Origin of the sequence: Chelatococcus sp. GCM10030263 (assembly GCF_042666455.1) — a bacterium.
Taxonomy (GTDB): Bacteria; Pseudomonadota; Alphaproteobacteria; order Rhizobiales; family Beijerinckiaceae; genus Chelatococcus.
In genome coordinates this window covers 1085987-1102905 of sequence record NZ_JBHTDB010000005.1, presented here as the reverse complement: position 1 = coordinate 1102905, position 16919 = coordinate 1085987, and the positions used below count along the sequence as shown (strand labels likewise).

Below are 16919 nucleotides of genomic sequence, written 5' to 3'. Positions count from 1 at the left end.
ACACAAGCCGAAACCCGCATCAAACCCAAACCCGAAACCAGAAGAAACCCGCAAGGACACCGCCGCCTACGCTTCTCTTCCTCTCAGATATAATTGTCAAAGAGCGAATGCCTCTCGGAGCACCTCAGCCGCCACGTAACCCGAGGTCACTGAGGCGACAAAGCGCTCCTCTGAAGACAAAACCGTATCACCCGACTGGCGCCGGGCGATCCTTGCCCTGTCTTTCAGGAAGCTAGGGCGCCGCCGCCGAAGTCAGCGACTGCGCTCATGTGAGGACTATATAGGCCCTCCCCCTTTCGGCTGTCAATCGAAACCGGCAAAATTTTTCGCACAGCCACCCCTGTGGATAACATCCACGCCTCAGCTGCGCGGGCGGAAGGCCTCGATTGTGCCCGGACGGGTCTCGAGCCGCGGACCGCCGATCAGGTCGACGCAATAAGGAACCGCCGCGAAGACCGCATCGAGACAAGTGTCGATGGCAGCCGGCTTGCCCGGGAGATTGATAATGAGGCTCTGCCCCCGGATACCGGCTACCTGCCGCGACAGGATGGCGGTCGGCACCTCGCGGAGGCTTGCCGTCCGCATGGCCTCGCCGAAACCAGGCAGGATGCGTTCGCAGACATCCTCGGTCGCCTCCGGCGTCACGTCGCGCGGCGCGGGCCCCGTGCCACCCGTCACCAGGATCAAGGCGCAGCGATGCTCATCCGCGAGCTCGCGCAGGGTCGCCGCGATAACCGGACGCTCGTCGGGAACGAGCCGCGCCTCGCGACGCCAGGGCGTTGCCAAGACCCGCTCGAGATAAGCGGCCATGGCGGGCCCGCCACGGTCCTCATAGACACCTTGGCTTGCCCGGTCCGACACCGTGACGATCCCGACAGCCACCTCTGATGTCACCACTTCTGATGCCACTGGGTCCCCTTCCCTGCCGGCCTGCAACGCCTTGCGAATATGGGTTCGACACGGCCAAATCGCAACGCGCCGCAGCCCGAAAGCGGCCCCCAGAGCCTTATCGAGATCAGCCGGCGAGCCGACCGGCCGCGCCGAGCCTGCCCGCGACCCATGCCAAGGCGCCCTCGGAATCGACGCCGGTGAGGACGTCGACGAGCACCCCCTCGACGGGGTCGATCACCGTCGCGCCATCGGCCGGCGAGCGGTCCGTCACGACGCGGATCGGCAGCCGTTCCGTGGTGAAAAGGTCGGGCTTTGCCTGAAAGATCATGACGCAGGGGTCGTGCAGCGGGCAGAGCGGCAACTCCTGTTGCCCGTCCGGGCGGGTTCTGGCGCTATGGGCGACGATATTGCCGATATAGGCGGTGACGCATCGTGCGGCCATGGCAGCAACCGGCCCGCTGCTTTCAGCCAGCCGGCGGGCCCATTCGCCGTCGGCGCCGACGCGGCGCGTGACGTCGAGCGGCACGAGGGTCAGCGGCAGGCCGGCTCGCAGCACGACATCGGCCGCCTCCGGATCCGCCGCGACATTGAATTCCGCCAGGGGCGTGATGTTGCCCCGGTCGCGGACAGCCCCCCCCATGGCGACGATGCCGCCAAGCCGGCGCGCGGCCTCGGGCCGCTCGCGAATGAGCCGCGCGAGATTGGTCAGGGGTCCGAGCGCGAGGATGCGCAGGGTGCCGGGCGGGTGCGCCGCCATGCGTGCCGCCATCCAGGCCACCGCGTCGACCGCAAGAGGAGCAGCGACCGCCTCGGGAAAGGCGATGCCGCCGAGGCCGTCCACGCCATGGATGCTCGCCGCATCGATCGGCAACCGCTCGAGCGGCATTTCGGCGCCGACCACGACCGGTATGTCCTGGCGCTCGCATAGGGCGAGGATGCGCAAGGCGTTACGGGTGGTGACGTCGAGCCCGAGATTGCCGGCGACCGTGACGATGCCTTCGACGGTGAATTCGGGCGAGGCGAGCGCCACCAGGATGGCGAGCGCATCGTCGAGACCGGGGTCTGTGTCGATAATCACGCGGAGTGAAGTGGACGCGTTCATGGCCTCAGATGTCTTTCACGCGAGACTTGTTTTTCGGTTCTCGTGTAGCATGAGCGCCATCGCGAGTCCGTTCGTTCGGCTGTCGGCGGTACCTTGGGGAAAGGAACCTTTTCCTTCGCCAGCGTCCTTGCTCCGGCCGATGAGCCCCGTGCGGCTCGCCCACCGGCCGGAAGGATGACGTCTCGTGAATGCCAACACGCCCTCGGTTCTCGCGCGCATCGATGCCGATCTCGACCAGAGCCTCACCCGGCTCTTCGATCTGATCCGCATCCCCAGTATTTCCACCGACCCCGCCTATAAGGGCGACTGCGCCAGGGCGGCGGAGTGGCTGAGCACTGAGCTCGCCGGGCTCGGTTTCGAGGCATCCGTCCGGCCGACCGAAGGCCATCCCATGGTCGTCGCTCATTCCAAGGCGGCAACGAGCGGGCCGCATGTCCTCTTCTATGGTCACTACGACGTGCAGCCGGTCGACCCCCTCGATCTCTGGACGGCACCTCCCTTCGAACCCAGCCTGATCACGACCGAGGACGGCACGCGCGCCATCAGCGGGCGGGGTTCCGGCGACGACAAGGGCCAGTTCATGACCTTCGTCGAGGCCTGCCGGGCCTGGAAGGCGGTAGCGGGCAGCTTGCCCGTCAACGTCACCATCCTCCTCGAAGGCGAGGAGGAATCGGGCAGCCCCTCGCTGAAGCCGTTCCTCGCCGCCAATCGCCAGGAACTCTCCGCCGATATCGCGCTGGTCTGCGATACCTCCATGTGGGACCGGCAGACGCCCGCCATCACCACCATGCTGCGCGGCCTCGTGGGCGAGGAGGTCGAGATCACCGCCGCCTCGCGCGATCTGCATTCGGGCCTTTACGGCAGTGCCGCGCGCAACCCCATCCACCTGCTCGCCGCCATCCTCGCGGGGCTCCGCGACGAGAGCGGTCGCATCACCCTGCCCGGCTTCTACGACGGCGTTCCGGAACTCCCGGCGGAATTGAAGGATCAGTGGCAACGCCTTCCCTTCGAGGAAAAAGCCTTTCTCGGCGAGGTCGGATTGTCCGTTCCGGCGGGCGAGGCCGGCCGCAGCGTGCTCGAACAGCTCTGGGCGCGCCCGACCTGCGAGATCAACGGCATCATCGGCGGCTATACGGGCGAGGGCTTCAAGACGGTCATTCCCGCCAAGGCCTCCGCCAAGGTCTCCTTCCGGCTCGTCGGCGAGCAGGATCCCGACAAGATCCGCGACGCCTTCCGCTCCTATATCCGCAGCCGTCTGCCGGCGGATTGCCAGGTTTCCTTCAAGGAGCACGGCGGCAGCCCCGCCATCAGCCTGCCGGTCGACGGCGCCTTGCTCGGCCGGGCGCGCCGGGCACTCGACGAGGAGTGGGGCAAGGAGACGGCGCTCGTCGGCTCCGGCGGTTCCATTCCGGTGGTCGGCGACTTCAAGCGCCTGCTCGGCATGGATTCGCTGATGATCGGCTTCGGCCAGAACGATGATCGCATTCATTCGCCCAACGAGAAATACGATCTCGCGAGCTTCCACCACGGCATTCGCTCCTGGGCGCGGATCCTCGGCGCCTTTGCGACGGCCTAGCCTCGGTTTCGTCTTCGAGACGCGGAACAGAAGCGATACCTTCGCAATTGAGCAATCGCTGCAGCCGGTGGGTAACTCTGCCTGCAAATGAGGCCCGCTCGCCGACTGCCAGCGGTATCGGAGTGTTTCCATATCGGCTAAGCTATGGAAATTGCTGTTCTGGAGTTCGATGCACCATGACCGTGCCCGCCATAGACCGGCAACGTCGCCGTTTGATTACTGGCCTTGGCTTCAGCGCCGCGGCATTGGCCCTCGGCGGCTGCGTCAGCAATGGGCCCGACAGGCGGGTGGAGGCGCTGCCGCTCGCGCCCATGCCTGGCCACGATCTGCCACCGGGCGAAGAGCCTTTCGGTGACGGCTACCCGATCGACGGGGGGGCCGATCTGGCGTCCATTTACGGCCCGGTGGAGGGAGAGCGTTTCCCCATCCCCGCGGTGAAGCTCTCAGAAATCGATCCGGCCTTCCGGCGCAGACAGGTCGACTATGTCACGACTGAAATGCCCGGCACGATCATCGTCGATCCTCATCACCATTATCTCTATCTCGTCCAGGAAAACGGCCGCGCGATGCGCTACGGCGTCGGCGTCGGGCGCGAGGGCTTCGGTTGGTCAGGTGCGGCCACCGTCAATTCCAAGCAGGAATGGCCGGATTGGTATCCGCCCAAGGAAATGGTCCAGCGCCAGCCCGAGCTCAAGAAGGTGCTCACACAGCTTCAAGGCGGGCTCGGAATGGCGGGCGGCCCGCGAAACCCGCTCGGCGCGCGCGCCCTCTATCTCTGGCAGGGCAACAAGGACACGCTCTTCCGGATCCACGGCACCGTCGAACCCTGGACCATCGGCAAGAGCGTCTCGTCGGGCTGCATCCGGATGATCAACCAGGACGTCATCGACCTCTACCAGCGGGTGCCGGTGGGCACCAAGGTCGTCGTTCTGTCTGCGCGAACCGTGTGAGGCATCGCTCACCTTCGTCCCTGCGCTCTCGCGAGCGCGGCTGCGACGAAGCCATTCCGAACTGCGGGCTTTTGCGACACGCACTACGCGGTTTTCGCGCTTGCGCGGGCGCGCGAATATGCCTTCAATCGATCCGCCGATGGCGATAACCGCCGAGAAGCGATCATCGGCGCGATCGGAAGGGACTCCCGCATGACATCTATCTTCGTTGGAACGGCAGCGCGCCTCAGCCTTGCCGCGGCCCTGGCACTTCTGCCGAGCGTCGCCTTCGCCCATCCCGGCGTCGGTGCGACGGTCGGCTTCAGCCACGGCTTCGCCCATCCCCTCACTGGGCTCGACCATATTCTCGCCATGACGACGGTCGGCATGCTCGCTTACCAGATCGGCGGGCGGGCGCTGTGGCTCGTGCCCTGCGCCTTCGTGCTGGTCATGGCCGCCGGCGGCGCGCTCGGCATGGCCGGCGTCTCGATCCCCTTCGTCGAGCTGGGCATCGCGCTCTCCGTGGTGGTGCTGGGGGCGGTCGTTGCCCTCGGAATCAAGGCGCCCCTCGCCGTGGCCATGGGACTTGCCGGGCTCTTTGCGATCTTCCACGGCCATGCGCACGGCACCGAAATGCCGGCGGCCGCTGCCGGGCTCAGCTACGGCGCGGGCTTCGTCATCGGAACCGCCCTCCTCCATCTGGCCGGCATCGGGGCGGGCATGCTGATCGGCCGGGCCGGCGAACGGCGCGGCGCGATCGTCGTCCGCACGGCGGGCGGGCTCGTGAGCGTCGCCGGGCTCGCGCTGCTTGCGGGATTGATCTGAGATTAGGCCGGACAGCGGCCCGCCGCTGTCCGGCGCCTGCCTGTTCCGGTCGGCCGCGAGCCAGCTCTGCCGGCTGTGCTGTCGAGCCTGCGCATACTGGCCGAAAGGCGCGGTTGAGAAAATCACCGAAAACGTCGACACTGTCTCCCCAAAGCGCTGCTAACATGCGGGGGAGGACCAGCACCCATGTTCAAAAACGTCGCCTGTAAATTTGTCGCCGTCGCGGCCACTCTGATGGCCGCCAGCCTTCCGGCGAAGGCGGACGATTTCATCAATATCCTGACCGGCGGCACGTCGGGCGTCTATTACCCGCTGGGCGTGGCCCTTTCGAAGGTCTACAGCGAGAAGATCCCTGGGACGCGCCCGTCGGTGCAGGCGACCAAAGCCTCCGTCGAAAATCTCATCCTGCTGCAGCAGGGCAAGGGCGAAATCGCCTTCACGCTCGGCGATAGCCTGGCCTTTGCCTGGTCCGGCAACGAAGAGGCCGGCTTCAAGTCGCGGCTCAACAAGCTGCGCGGCGTGACCGCGATCTATCCCAACTACATCCAGGTGGTTGCCTCCAAGGAATCGGGCATCAAGACGCTCGCCGACCTTAAGGGCAAGCGGCTGTCGGTCGGCGCCCCGAAATCGGGCACCGAGCTCAATGCCCGGGCCGTTCTGGACGGTGCGGGGCTCACCTACAAGGATCTCGGCAAGGTCGAATATTTGCCGTTCAACGAGTCGGTCGAGCTCATGAAGAATCGCCAGCTCGATGCGACCTTGCAGTCGGCCGGCCTCGGCGTTGCCTCGCTGCGCGATCTCGCGAGCTCTGTGCCGATCACCGTGGTGGAAATCCCCGCGGCCGTCGTGGACAAGGTGGGCGCACCCTATATCAAGGCCACGATCCCGGCCGGCACCTATACGGGCCAGGACCAGCCGGTCGAGACTGCGGCGATCGTCAACTATCTCGTGACCCGCTCCGATCTCCAGGACGATCTCGTCTATCAGATGACCAAGGCGATCTACGAGAACCTGCCGGAGCTTGCCGCCGCGCATAACGCCGCCAAGGACATCAAGCTCGATGCCGCGCTGACGGGCATGCCGATCCCGATCCATCCGGGCGCGGAACGTTACTTCAAGGAAAAAGGCATCACGCAATAGGCGTCGCACTCAGCCTGTAGAGAGTGCCGGCAAGCGGGCTTTCGGGCCCGCTTCTTCGTACCGGGTGAGGTAATCGTTTCAGTCCGTCCCATGATCCCGCGTGACATCCTCAGGGCGGCATGCCCCCGAAGATCACCCGGAAGCGGCTTGCCCGGACCGTTCGCGTCGAAGGAAACGCTCGATGACCGATGACAGAATAGGACAGCAGGCCACAACCCAGGGCGCTGCAGGAGCGGAGCATGGACTGCCCGACCATTTCGGGGAAGGCTTTGCCGGCCTGCTGCTGTTCTGGATCGCTGTCGCGTTCTCGGTCTTTCAGATCGTCACGGCCTTCGGCATTCCACTCGACCGGGCCTTCCTGCCCGGCGTCGATCTGATCACGGTCATCACGGCGGCCTTCGTCCTCTGGGCGATCAAGATCGGCATTGATGCCGCGCGGCACAAGCCGGTGCGGGAGGCCGTTCTCGCCATCATTCCGCTCGTGCTGACGATGGTGCTGCTGTCGCGCTTCGGCGGCGGCGTTCCGAGCCAGGTGGTGCGCGCGCTCCACGTCGGCTTCCTGTGCCTCGTCGCGGGCGGCATGCTGGCCGTTCACCGGTCACATGGACCGCTGGGGCGCTGGATGGCCTGGTGTCTCGGCATCGCCGGCTTCCTCGTCGGCCTCTATCAATGGACCTTTTACTACGATCTCCTCGACCGCGCCGGCGACTTGACCTCGGCCGACTTCGTCGTCGGCATCGCCGTTATCGCCATTCTCCTGATCCTGGTGTGGCGGGTCATGGGGCCGGCGCTGCCCATCGTCGCCGGCCTGTTCCTCGCCTATTGCCTGCTCGGCAACTATCTGCCCGCGCCGTTCGACCACCGCGGATATACGCCCGAGCAGGTGATCGAGCACATGTCCTTCGGCACCGAGGGCATCTACACGACGCCCACCCTGGTCTCGGCGACCTATATCTTCCTGTTCATTCTCTTCGGCTCGTTTCTCGAGCGCGCGGGCATGATCAAGCTCTTCACCGATGTCGCCATGGGCCTGTTCGGCGGCGCGCGCGGCGGGCCGGCCAAGGTCGCGGTGTTCTCCTCTGCGCTGATGGGCACCATCTCGGGATCGGGCGTGGCGAATGTGGTCTCCACCGGGCAGTTCACGATTCCCCTGATGAAGCGCTTCGGCTACCGCGCGGCCTTCGCCGGTGGCGTCGAGGCAACGGCCTCCATGGGCGGGCAGATCATGCCGCCGGTCATGGGAGCGGTCGCCTTCATCATGTCCGAGACCATCGGCGTGCCCTATGCCGAGGTGGTGCAGGCGGCAGTGGTGCCGGCGATGCTCTATTTCGCCTCAGCTTTCTGGGCCGTGCATCTGGAAGCCGGGCGATACGGCCTGACCGGTATGCCGCGGGCGGAACTGCCGAATGCCCTCGCCGCCTTCAAAGAGAACTGGTTTTTGGTTCTCCCGCTCGCGATGCTCGTCTATCTCCTGTTCGCGGGCTACACGCCGCTCTTTGCCGGCTCGGTCGGTCTTGCCCTCACCGTTGCGCTCATCTTGGGAGCCGCCGTTGCCGCGGGGCTCGCGCATCAAGCGGTGCGCGTCGTCTTCTGGGTGGGCCTCGGCCTTCTTGCAGCGAGCTTTCTCGAATTCGGCATCTTCGTGATCCTCGCGCTCGTCCTGGCCCTCGTCATAGCGAGCCTTTTCGTGCAGGGCGGACCGGAAACGCTAGCCGCCTGCCGTGATGCGCTTGCCGCCGGGGCTCGCCAGGCCCTGCCGGTTGGCCTTGCCTGCGCCGTCGTCGGGCTCGTTATCGGCACGATGACGCTCACCGGCATCGGCAGCATCTTTGGCAATTGGGTGGTGTCGGTCGGCAAGGGCTCGCTGGTTCTGTCGCTCATCCTGACCATGCTGGTGAGCCTGGTGCTCGGCATGGGTATTCCGACCATTCCGAATTACATCATCACCTCCTCGCTCGCGGCGCCGGCGCTGCTGCAGCTCGATGTGCCGCTGATCGTCAGCCACATGTTCGTGTTCTATTTCGGCATCATGGCCGATCTGACCCCACCCGTGGCGCTGGCGGCTTTCGCCGCCGCGCCGATCGCCAAGGAGGGCGGCTTCAAGATCGGCTTTCAGGCGCTACGCATCGCCCTGCCCGGCTTCGTCATTCCCTATATGGCGGTCTATGACCCTTCGCTCATGCTGCAGCCGGTCGCCGGTCTCGCAGGCACCGCCTATTGGCTCGACGTCGCCTATATGATCTTCAAGACGGCGCTCGCGATCGGGCTCTGGGGCGTGGCCGCAACCGGCTTCCTGCGAGTGAGGCTGCTTCTCTGGGAGCGTGTGGCGGCAACCCTCGCCGCCATGTCGCTGGTCGTTGCGGTGCCGCTGACCGATCAGATCGGCTTGGCGCTCGCGGCAATCACCTTCGTCGCGCATGTCTGGCGGGCGAGGAGATTGGCCGCGTCCCGGAGCCGACCGGGTTCAGCCGACCCGGCGGCAACCACGCGATGAACCTCTGCCTGGCCGCGGCAAGTCTCGTCGTTCACCTCGGCACCTCCTCGATGACACTCGCCTGGACCCACTCCGTCCAGAAGACCGTCTGGGAGGAGGACTGGCGTGCCACAGCCAAGGGGCTGGTACTCGACGAGGCGCGTGTGCAGGGTTCCGGCGCCGGCATGGACCCGCCGCCGGACGCCCGCTTCACCCGCGGCGTCTGGGCCTGGACGCCCCACCTGCCGCCGCTGCCCGAGGTCGTTCTGCGGCGCTCGGGCGCGACCGCCGACTGGCGCGTCTGCACCTCCGCGCCGATCGGCGAGGCGGGAGCTTCCGCCCCCTCCATGGCCGGCTCGGTGCGTGCCTGCCGGCCGATGAGTACGCTCGTGCCGGCAGATGCCGACCCGGTGCGCCTTATCCTCTGCCCAACAGGACCGGAGCCGGCCGCCCCTGGCGGGGCGCCGCGCCGTTGAGTTGACGACGCCAGCCGGACCGACAGGCTTCAGGGCAGAACGGCGGTTGCTTCGATCTCGACAAGTGCCGCAGGCTCGACGAGGCGCATGACCTGCACGGCGGCCATCGCCGGAAAATGGCGCCCCAGCACCTCGCGATAGGCGGCGCCGAGCGCCTTGCCATGGGTCAGATAGGCGTCCATGTCGGTGACATACCAGGTCAACCGCACGAGATGTTCGGGACCCGCGCCGGCCTCAGCCAGGATGGCCGCGATGTTGAGAAAGATCTGGCGCGCCTGGGCAACGAAACCGTCCGCGAAGCGGCCCTCCGCATTCCAGCCGACGATGCCGCCGGTCACCACCATGCGCCCTTCGGCGAACACGCCATTGGCATAGCCTTTGGGCCGCGGCCAGCCATCGGGCTGCAAGATTCGGTGCGGAGACCGGAGGGCCTCTGCAGTCGCGTCGGCCGCCCCCCCGCCAGCGGGACGCTCAGCTATCCTGTCCGTCATCGTCTGTGCCCGTCTCAGCCGATCCGCAGCCGCCGGTTCGGCACGCCGCCGCAGCTCCAAATGATTTAGACTTAAAGCATCTCCTCCGCAACTCGGCCCGGTGCAACCATGGTGACGCTGCGCCATTGACATGCGGCGGAGGGCGGCGAAAGACGGGGTGCCCACCGCCTGGAGGATTTCGCCTGTGACTTTTTCGATCAAGGATACGCTGAGGCTCGCGGAGGTGCTGCGCGAGGTCGCACGAGCCGAGATCCTTCCCCGCTTTCGCAAGCTCGGGGCAGGCGCGATCCGCCGGAAGAGCTCGATGCATGATCTCGTTACCGACGCGGATGAGGCGGCCGAGCTTGCGATTACAGCCGCCCTGCGTCGCCTCTTTCCGGCGGCAGTCATCGTCGGCGAAGAAAGTACCGCGGCCAACCCCGGGCTTCTCAACCATCTTGCCGATGCGGAGCTGGCTTTTGTGGTCGATCCGATCGACGGCACGAAGAATTTCGCATCGGGCCTGCCGCTGTTCGGCGTGATGGCCGGCGTGGTCAGTCGTGGCGAGGTTCTCGCCGGCGTCATTCATGATCCGATCATGGATGACGTCGCCTGGGCGGTGCGCGGCGAAGGCGCCTGGCTGCAGGCAGCGGACGGCGCCCGCGAGCGCCTGGCCGTGGCCGCACCCGTGGATGTCGCCGACATGAACGGCGTCGTCTCCTGGGCGGCCCTGCCGGAGCCGATGCGTTCGCAGGTCGCCAGCAATCTCGCGCGCTTTGCGGTGGCGGGTGCCTACCGCTGCGCCGCGCATGAATATCGCCTGGCGGCCGCAGGCCAATGCGATTTTCTCGCCTATGCCAAATTGATGCCCTGGGATCATGCCGCAGGCTGGCTTCTGCACAAGGAGGCCGGCGGCTATTCGGCGCGCTTCGACGGCAGTCCTTATCGGCCGAGCCTGCACCAGGGCGGGCTCATCTGCGCGACCGATCGGCAGAGCTGGGAAGCGATCCACGCCGCGCTTTTCGCTGGCGAAGCGCTACGCTGATTACCAGTGCGACGTCTCCCCTGCCCACCTGGCCGCTCGGCCTGCGCTGGGTTACGGGCGATCACGCCGACGAGCGACGTTCGCGAAATTGAGCGGAAGGGTTCTTGAAGGGCTCTTGGAGGGTGGTGAAATGCGCTGCGCGACAGGAGCGCAAGCGCCGCTGCCGGCGCCCGGCGATGGACGTGGAAAACTGCTATCATAGCCCCTTGCATTCCCATCCGCTTTGCGGCATGAAGCACCAGACGGCGACGCACTGGCGCGCCGGTGGATGCGGGTGTAGCTCAGGGGTAGAGCACAACCTTGCCAAGGTTGGGGTCGAGGGTTCGAATCCCTTCGCCCGCTCCAGTTTCTTCTATAGGATCAATGACTTACGTCAGGCCGCCGCATGGCGGCCTCGTCGTGTCAGTTCCGGGTCGCCACCGGGTCGCCACGCGGATGAAACGGCTCTCGGTCCGATGGGCCGCCCCTGCTCGTTTCCCCGCCTATCGATATAGGGATAGAGAGATAGAGCGCTGAGGGGAGTTCGCTTTCCACGGCCCGCTCTCGCGCTCCTCAAATAGCGCTGTAGAGAGCGGGCGGTGGGAGGGGAACGGATAGGTTACCGCTCCGCGTCATGGGCCTGTGATCCTCGCTAGAGCTAAAACCCATACACGCAGATTTTGCTCAGCAAGCTTGGCATCTCGAAGTTCTTTCTCAGCGTGCGCAACATAGGTGTTCCGAAAGAGGTTAATCGCTGACACCTTGTCCAATAAATCGCGGGCGCCGTCGAATTTGAATGTTGCGGAAACGGCTTTAAAGACGCCGTCGATCTTTGTGGCGTCATTTAGCGCGTAGTCGAGACATGACCGAAGTAGACCGATCACAGAATGTGGGTTGCCGTAGACGAGACCTCGCTTCAAGTTCTTGGCCATGCCGTTATAGTGATCGAGACGCTTCTTTTCGATGCCGCTCGGCATATAAGGTTCGAACCAATCCCTTTGATCGACGGGCTTTGCGGGCAGATGGGATTGAAGGCGTGAAACGATCACCGTTTTGCACGCCTCATCGAATGATCCCAGTAGAGCACTGAAGACAGGAGCAAAGTTCGGAGCTTCCGTCTTTTTCTCGAAGAATCGATATAGTTCCAGCGCGTCGGTTGCCGCCTTTTTTGCGCGAAGCGGAAGACGGTCGAACACGTCCTTTCCAAAAAACTGTTCAGCGTCATTGTCGGATTTCGGCCCGAACAACGGTAGCTCCGGCTGGGCGGTCGTCTCACTGAGAAGGTTCTGAAGCGCCGGGACGCACGCTCTCGCAAGATCGGCAAAGCGATTGCCGGTCAGTCGCTCCATAACGTTCTGCGGCGTGAAGACATAGGTCCATTTCACTGCACCCTTCGAGGCGGCCTTGCACCACTCGATGGCAGCTTGTGCCTTGCGTGGAACATCGCTGTCTTGCCGCCCCTTCGTTTCGACAAGCGCATATTCGCCGGTCTCCATCCGGATGAAGAAGTCCGGGCGGTAGAACGCTAGGCGTTGGTCTGCCGTGAGGTAGTCGATGCGCAGCGCTTGCGGCCCGGCATTCTTGGCGAAGGCAACAACGTCCGCGCAGTTGTCGAGGAACGCCGTCATGGCAACCTCAAGCGACTGATCGCATGGAACGAGGTTGAAGAGAGTATGCTTGGCCTTCTCGACGGGCTTTCGCTCCGAAAGCGTAGCTTGGAAGGGTCTCCAGTTCCGAAGCTGCGTCGATACTCCGTCCGGTCGCCGCTTTTCCGTTTTCACGGTGCGCGCCCGGATCAGAGGGATAAACACGGCCCGGATGTGCTCGCGCACGTCCTGATCCGCGAGGCGGCTCGTCAACCGCTTGTCGAACAGCCCTGCCTTTTCGGCGAATAGAATATCTGTGAGGAAGGTCTGAAGCAGAGGCGCAAGGACCGGATGGGTTGATTGCACCTTGCAAGCGGCTTCCAACTCCCGAACGTAGAACGAAATCGCGGTGACGCCGTTCTGAAGCAGCGGCAAGCTGATGTTCATCACCTCAACCACCTCATCGGTGATCAAGTGGCGACCCTCGTACACAACATCGACCGCACCTTTGCTGCCGAGCGGAAGGGGGGAATAGCGCGCGAAAGCGCTCTTCACATCCTCGATGGTCAGGCCTTCGAGCTTCGGCTGAATTTCGTGAGCCGCTGTCAGTGCTGGTAGCACGATGTCAAGCGCCGTCAGGTCCTTCGACTCGTCCGGGAAGATGGTGACGGTGGTGGCCGGCACCTTGTCGGTGTCCAGTACCTCGATTGGCAGGCCTTCTTGTTCAAGCTCCTGCTCGTAGAGGCTGGAGAAGGCGGGATGTTCAACGACGGTCACAAGCTCGTTGGCTTGGCCAGGCGCGGTCATGCGGCGAAGGCCGCGACCAAGCGTTTGCTCGGGCAGGATGTTGGCCACAGAGCTATAGGGGCGCAGCGGAACGATGGTCGTCACGTTCCTGACGTCCCAACCCTCTCGCAGCATCAGCACCGACACGATGCAGGAATATGGACTGTCTGGCCTATCAAGCTCGCGGCTGATGCGCCGGATCGCCTTCAAGTCGTCGTCACTGATGTCCTTTTCGCTTTCCTCGAACACCTCGATGGTTTGTCCGCCGATGTTTCGACGCTTAACGGAACCCTTGAGGTTCGTGTGTAGATTGATGGTCTTCCCGTTCAGGTCCGCGAACACGCCATCAGCGTTGAGTCGCGCCGTGATCTGGTTCGCCGCGTCAGTGTCAGTGCACATGACGAAAAGCAGCGGCTTCTTCCCGCTCTTTTCCCATTCCTTCCGGCTGCGCTTCCACCGTTCATAGCCAAGGCGAAGATGCGCCTCGTAGCGGTAGGCTGCGTCGTCATGAGCCTGCTCTACCAATTCCTTGGTGCGACCGATGATCGGCGTCTTCACGATCCCGGCGTCAACGGCTTCACCAAGCGGCGTGTCGCAAACGACATGCGGGAAGATGCGGCCCTTGTTGTCCTTTGGCGTGGCCGAGAAATCCAATTGCGCCATCAGCCCGGTGCCGGTGCGCTTCCTGATCGCCTCATGAAGCCATCGAATGGCTTCGCTCCAAGCCGAGCCTGGGTCCCAAACGTGATGGGCCTCGTCGTTCAGAACCATGACGCGCGGATGCGACGTGATACGGTCGCGAAGCTCCGCGCCGGTGTCGAGCGCCTTGGTCTTCGCGACGGTGGGGCCAGCCCAATCGTAGGTTTCAGCCTCGGAGCGGCGTCCGCTGCGCGGCTCGAACAGGCGGTGGATATTGGTGAGATAAAGAATACCGCCGGCGCTCGCGCCGCTGGCTTCGTCTTGGAGCACGACGGTGAAATTCCAGTCGCCGTGCCATTCCGGCGGAATCAGCGGGTCCTTTTGGAAGATGTCAGGTCCGCCACCTTCGGGACGGAAGTCTTCCTTTAAGCGCTCGAAGACGGTGAGGTTGGGCGCGATGATGACGAAATGCTTCGCCATATCGGAGCCGCTTTCCCGCAAGGCGTGGAAGTAGCTCCACACCATCGCAAGGCTCATGCACTTGGTCTTGCCCGCTCCGGTCGCCAGCTTGAAGGCATATCGCGCCCATTCGTCATCTTCGGGCTTGATGCCAAGTGCTTCGGTTTCGGCGTTGGGGCCGCCGTACTCGAAGATCAGGGACGAGAGAGACGTAAGGCGGCGGACCTCGATCAGATAAATGAAGGTCTCGATGGCCTCTCGCTGGCAGAAATAATAGCGGAAATCGAATTCCTCGCCACTCCCGTTCATCAGCCGGTGTGGGCGCTCGAACCAGTAAGCCAAGAGTTCGCGGGTCGTGTCGCTTGCCCCGAAGTAGTTCAGTTCGCGCCATTCCTTCACGGCGGCGCGCAACGGGTTCACCATGCGGATAGGCGACTGCCGACGATACGTCTTGATCTCGGGCGGCTGGCCCTTTGCGCCGCGAACGCGGTGCTTGCTTGGCTCCTCCCAAGGCGCGAACAGCGGCTCCAGCGCTGCGGCGTTGATGGAAATCGTTTCGGCAGGGGCGTCGGTCATATCTCGATCTCCACCGTGATGCTGGTGTCACAGCCGAACACATCGACCACCTTCACGCAGGCAGTGTATCGACCGGGCGCCTCGTAGATGAATTCGGCGTCGCTTACCGTTTTCAAGGAGCGATCCTTGCGCGTGCGGTAATCCTGCCAATGGTGATTGAACGGCTTGCCCGGCTGCCAATCGAAATCCACCGCCCAAAAGTCGATGAAGTCGAAGCCGCTCGTCATCGCCCGTTCCTGTAGGGCTTCAAGCTCCTTCGACGGGACTTCCGTCAAGCTCGGCAGGAAGTTCTTCAGCTTGATTTCCACCGGCTTGCCCTTCGCGGCTTTGCGGATTACAGGTTCGGCCTCAAGCAAGGCCACCTCGAAGAAGGGGGGAACCTCCGTGCGGTTCTTCTCCATGATCTCGCGCGGGATGCGATGCAGCCTGATCTTCACATCAAGCTCTGTTTCGATAGCGGCGATGGCTTGCCGAATGTCCATCTCGAAATCCCAAGCGAGGCAGTGAACCTGCTTCCCACCTGCCGCCTTCACGGCGGCGGCAACGGCCTTTGCTTCTTCCCGAGAAAAAATGCTGTCGATCCCGTCGACATGCACGAATGCTGCTGCTTTGCGCGCGTGGATCAGCGGTGAAGGCGCATGTGGTAGGGGTTCGGCGCGAAAGAAGTTCAAAACGATAGTTCGATGCTCATCTTCCGCTCCCTTCAGCGCGTCCTGCTGCCACCATTGTCTTTCGTAACGCCCGAGATTAAAGACATCGAATGACCGGTATGGAATCGACTTGTCATTCAACTCACGCTGGATCCCGATCATTCGCTTTCGAGTAGTGTGAATGGCGAATCTACCCAAATCGGCCATCAGCCATCGCCGCCCTAAGCGCTCTGCCACGGCCCCAGTCGTCCCTGATCCGCAAAAGAAATCCGCGACGAGATCACCTTCATTGCTTGATGCTTTGATCAGCTTTTCAAGCAGAGCAGACGGCTTTTGCGTTGCGTAGTCCGTTCTGTCATTAGATGACTGGTTTTCCATTGGAATGAAAAAAGAGTCATTCGGAGGTATGCCGGGTCGTAGGTAATCTCTTACAACTAGCTCCGGATTCGTAGTCTCCCATTTTGGATCAACGTCTTTCGCCCCTTTGATGGGACTACCCTTTATGAAGCGCCCGCAAAGGCGGTAAGGACCATTTTCATCTTTCAGTCGATATTTTTTGATAGTCACATCCGATAGCGGCTGAATCACACCTTCAACATTCCAGTTGAATGTCCACTTAGACCCCTTCTTGTACAAAAGAAGGTCATCATGTTTCCTATTCCAAAACCGATCACTGCTATGGCGTGTCTGATATGACCAGATCACGTTATTCAGAAAATTCTCTCTTCCGAAGACCTCGTCCATAAGTAATTTTATCGAATGCCCCATCGTATTATCGCAGTGCACGTAGATGCACCCCGTTTCGGAGAGCAGGTCGCGCATTAGCGTCAGCCGCTCGAAGAGCATATGCAGATATGAGCCAGTGCCCTTGCCCCAAATGTCACGGTACGCGATCATTTCCATTATCGACTGGTCTTTATGGATTTGCTCGTCATCTCCGCCAAGGGGAACAGTCAGCTTGAAGTCGGCACCGACATCGAAAGGGGGGTCGATGTATATCAAGTCAATTGAATTTCTGAACTCCTTTGCTAAAGCAGCAAGAATTGCTTTATTGTCTCCCCATATCAGCCTGTTCCTGAAATCGTCATGATGAGCTTTCTTTTCATCAAAGAGTCTACCTTGGGCCTCTGATCTAGAACGGGGCTCATCGATAGTCTCAATACGTTGTAGCGGCATGGCAATATTGGCAACGTTCACCTCGCGGCGATTACCAAACTCATCGTACTTCCCCTCCCACACCAACTCTGTTCGCATCTGTGAGAGTGGGTGAGGATTGTTCGGGCCATAGGTAATCTTGGGTTTGTCAGACATGTCTAC

12 protein-coding genes and 1 tRNA gene are annotated in these 16919 nt (G+C 62.9%); 8 read left to right on the top strand and 5 right to left on the bottom strand.

What is annotated here, in order from left to right; translation table 11 throughout:
* Positions 1-360 precede the first annotated feature (360 nt).
* A complete protein-coding gene (gene mog, locus ACFQU1_RS15335) occupies positions 361-909 on the bottom strand; it encodes a molybdopterin adenylyltransferase (protein ID WP_378134004.1) in 549 nt (182 codons plus the stop codon).
* Between the two features lie 106 nt (positions 910-1015).
* Entirely contained in the window at positions 1016-1993 is a 978-nt protein-coding gene (locus ACFQU1_RS15330) for a nucleoside hydrolase (RefSeq protein WP_378134002.1), read from the bottom strand.
* Positions 1994-2177: 184 nt separating this feature from the next.
* Here ACFQU1_RS15330 and ACFQU1_RS15325 point away from each other — a divergent pair, with 184 nt between their 5' ends.
* The 6 genes from ACFQU1_RS15325 (at position 2178) to ACFQU1_RS15300 (ending at position 9412) form a co-directional block, all read left to right on the top strand.
* Positions 2178-3569: a dipeptidase gene (locus tag ACFQU1_RS15325; RefSeq protein ID WP_378134000.1), complete on the top strand. Its 1392-nt coding sequence runs from the start codon at positions 2178-2180 to the stop codon at positions 3567-3569.
* A gap of 176 nt (positions 3570-3745) precedes the next feature.
* Positions 3746-4519 (top strand): L,D-transpeptidase, encoded by a 774-nt coding sequence (locus ACFQU1_RS15320; protein WP_378133998.1) that lies wholly within the window; start codon positions 3746-3748, stop codon positions 4517-4519.
* Between the two features lie 192 nt (positions 4520-4711).
* Complete coding sequence (locus ACFQU1_RS15315) at positions 4712-5323, top strand: HupE/UreJ family protein (protein WP_378133996.1); 612 nt, start codon at positions 4712-4714, stop codon at positions 5321-5323.
* Positions 5324-5509: 186 nt separating this feature from the next.
* The gene (locus ACFQU1_RS15310; RefSeq protein WP_378133995.1) at positions 5510-6463 is read left to right on the top strand and encodes a TAXI family TRAP transporter solute-binding subunit; all 954 of its coding nucleotides are present in this window, start codon (positions 5510-5512) and stop codon (positions 6461-6463) included.
* A 181-nt stretch (positions 6464-6644) separates the two neighbouring features.
* Positions 6645-8957 carry a TRAP transporter permease gene (locus tag ACFQU1_RS15305; RefSeq protein ID WP_378133993.1) on the top strand — a complete coding sequence of 771 codons (2313 nt, stop codon included), beginning with the start codon at positions 6645-6647 and terminating at the stop codon, positions 8955-8957.
* Complete coding sequence (locus tag ACFQU1_RS15300; RefSeq protein ID WP_378133991.1) at positions 8954-9412, top strand: DUF1850 domain-containing protein; 459 nt, start codon at positions 8954-8956, stop codon at positions 9410-9412. The genes ACFQU1_RS15305 and ACFQU1_RS15300 overlap by 4 nt, the downstream gene beginning before the upstream one ends.
* A 29-nt stretch (positions 9413-9441) precedes the next feature.
* Here the strand turns inward: ACFQU1_RS15300 and ACFQU1_RS15295 are convergent, their stop codons facing one another.
* A complete protein-coding gene (locus tag ACFQU1_RS15295; RefSeq protein WP_378134084.1) occupies positions 9442-9822 on the bottom strand; it encodes a RidA family protein in 381 nt (126 codons plus the stop codon).
* Positions 9823-10087: 265 nt separating this feature from the next.
* Here ACFQU1_RS15295 and ACFQU1_RS15290 point away from each other — a divergent pair, with 265 nt between their 5' ends.
* Complete coding sequence (locus tag ACFQU1_RS15290; protein WP_378133989.1) at positions 10088-10927, top strand: inositol monophosphatase family protein; 840 nt, start codon at positions 10088-10090, stop codon at positions 10925-10927.
* Between the two features lie 270 nt (positions 10928-11197).
* Positions 11198-11272 (top strand) — tRNA-Gly (locus ACFQU1_RS15285).
* Between the two features lie 266 nt (positions 11273-11538).
* Here ACFQU1_RS15285 and ACFQU1_RS15280 read toward each other — a convergent pair.
* A complete protein-coding gene (locus ACFQU1_RS15280) occupies positions 11539-14952 on the bottom strand; it encodes a DEAD/DEAH box helicase (RefSeq protein WP_378133987.1) in 3414 nt (1137 codons plus the stop codon).
* The gene (locus ACFQU1_RS15275; RefSeq protein WP_378133985.1) at positions 14949-16913 is read right to left on the bottom strand and encodes a DNA methyltransferase; all 1965 of its coding nucleotides are present in this window, start codon (positions 16911-16913) and stop codon (positions 14949-14951) included. Before ACFQU1_RS15275 ends, ACFQU1_RS15280 begins: the two co-directional genes overlap by 4 nt.
* Positions 16914-16919 lie beyond the last annotated feature (6 nt).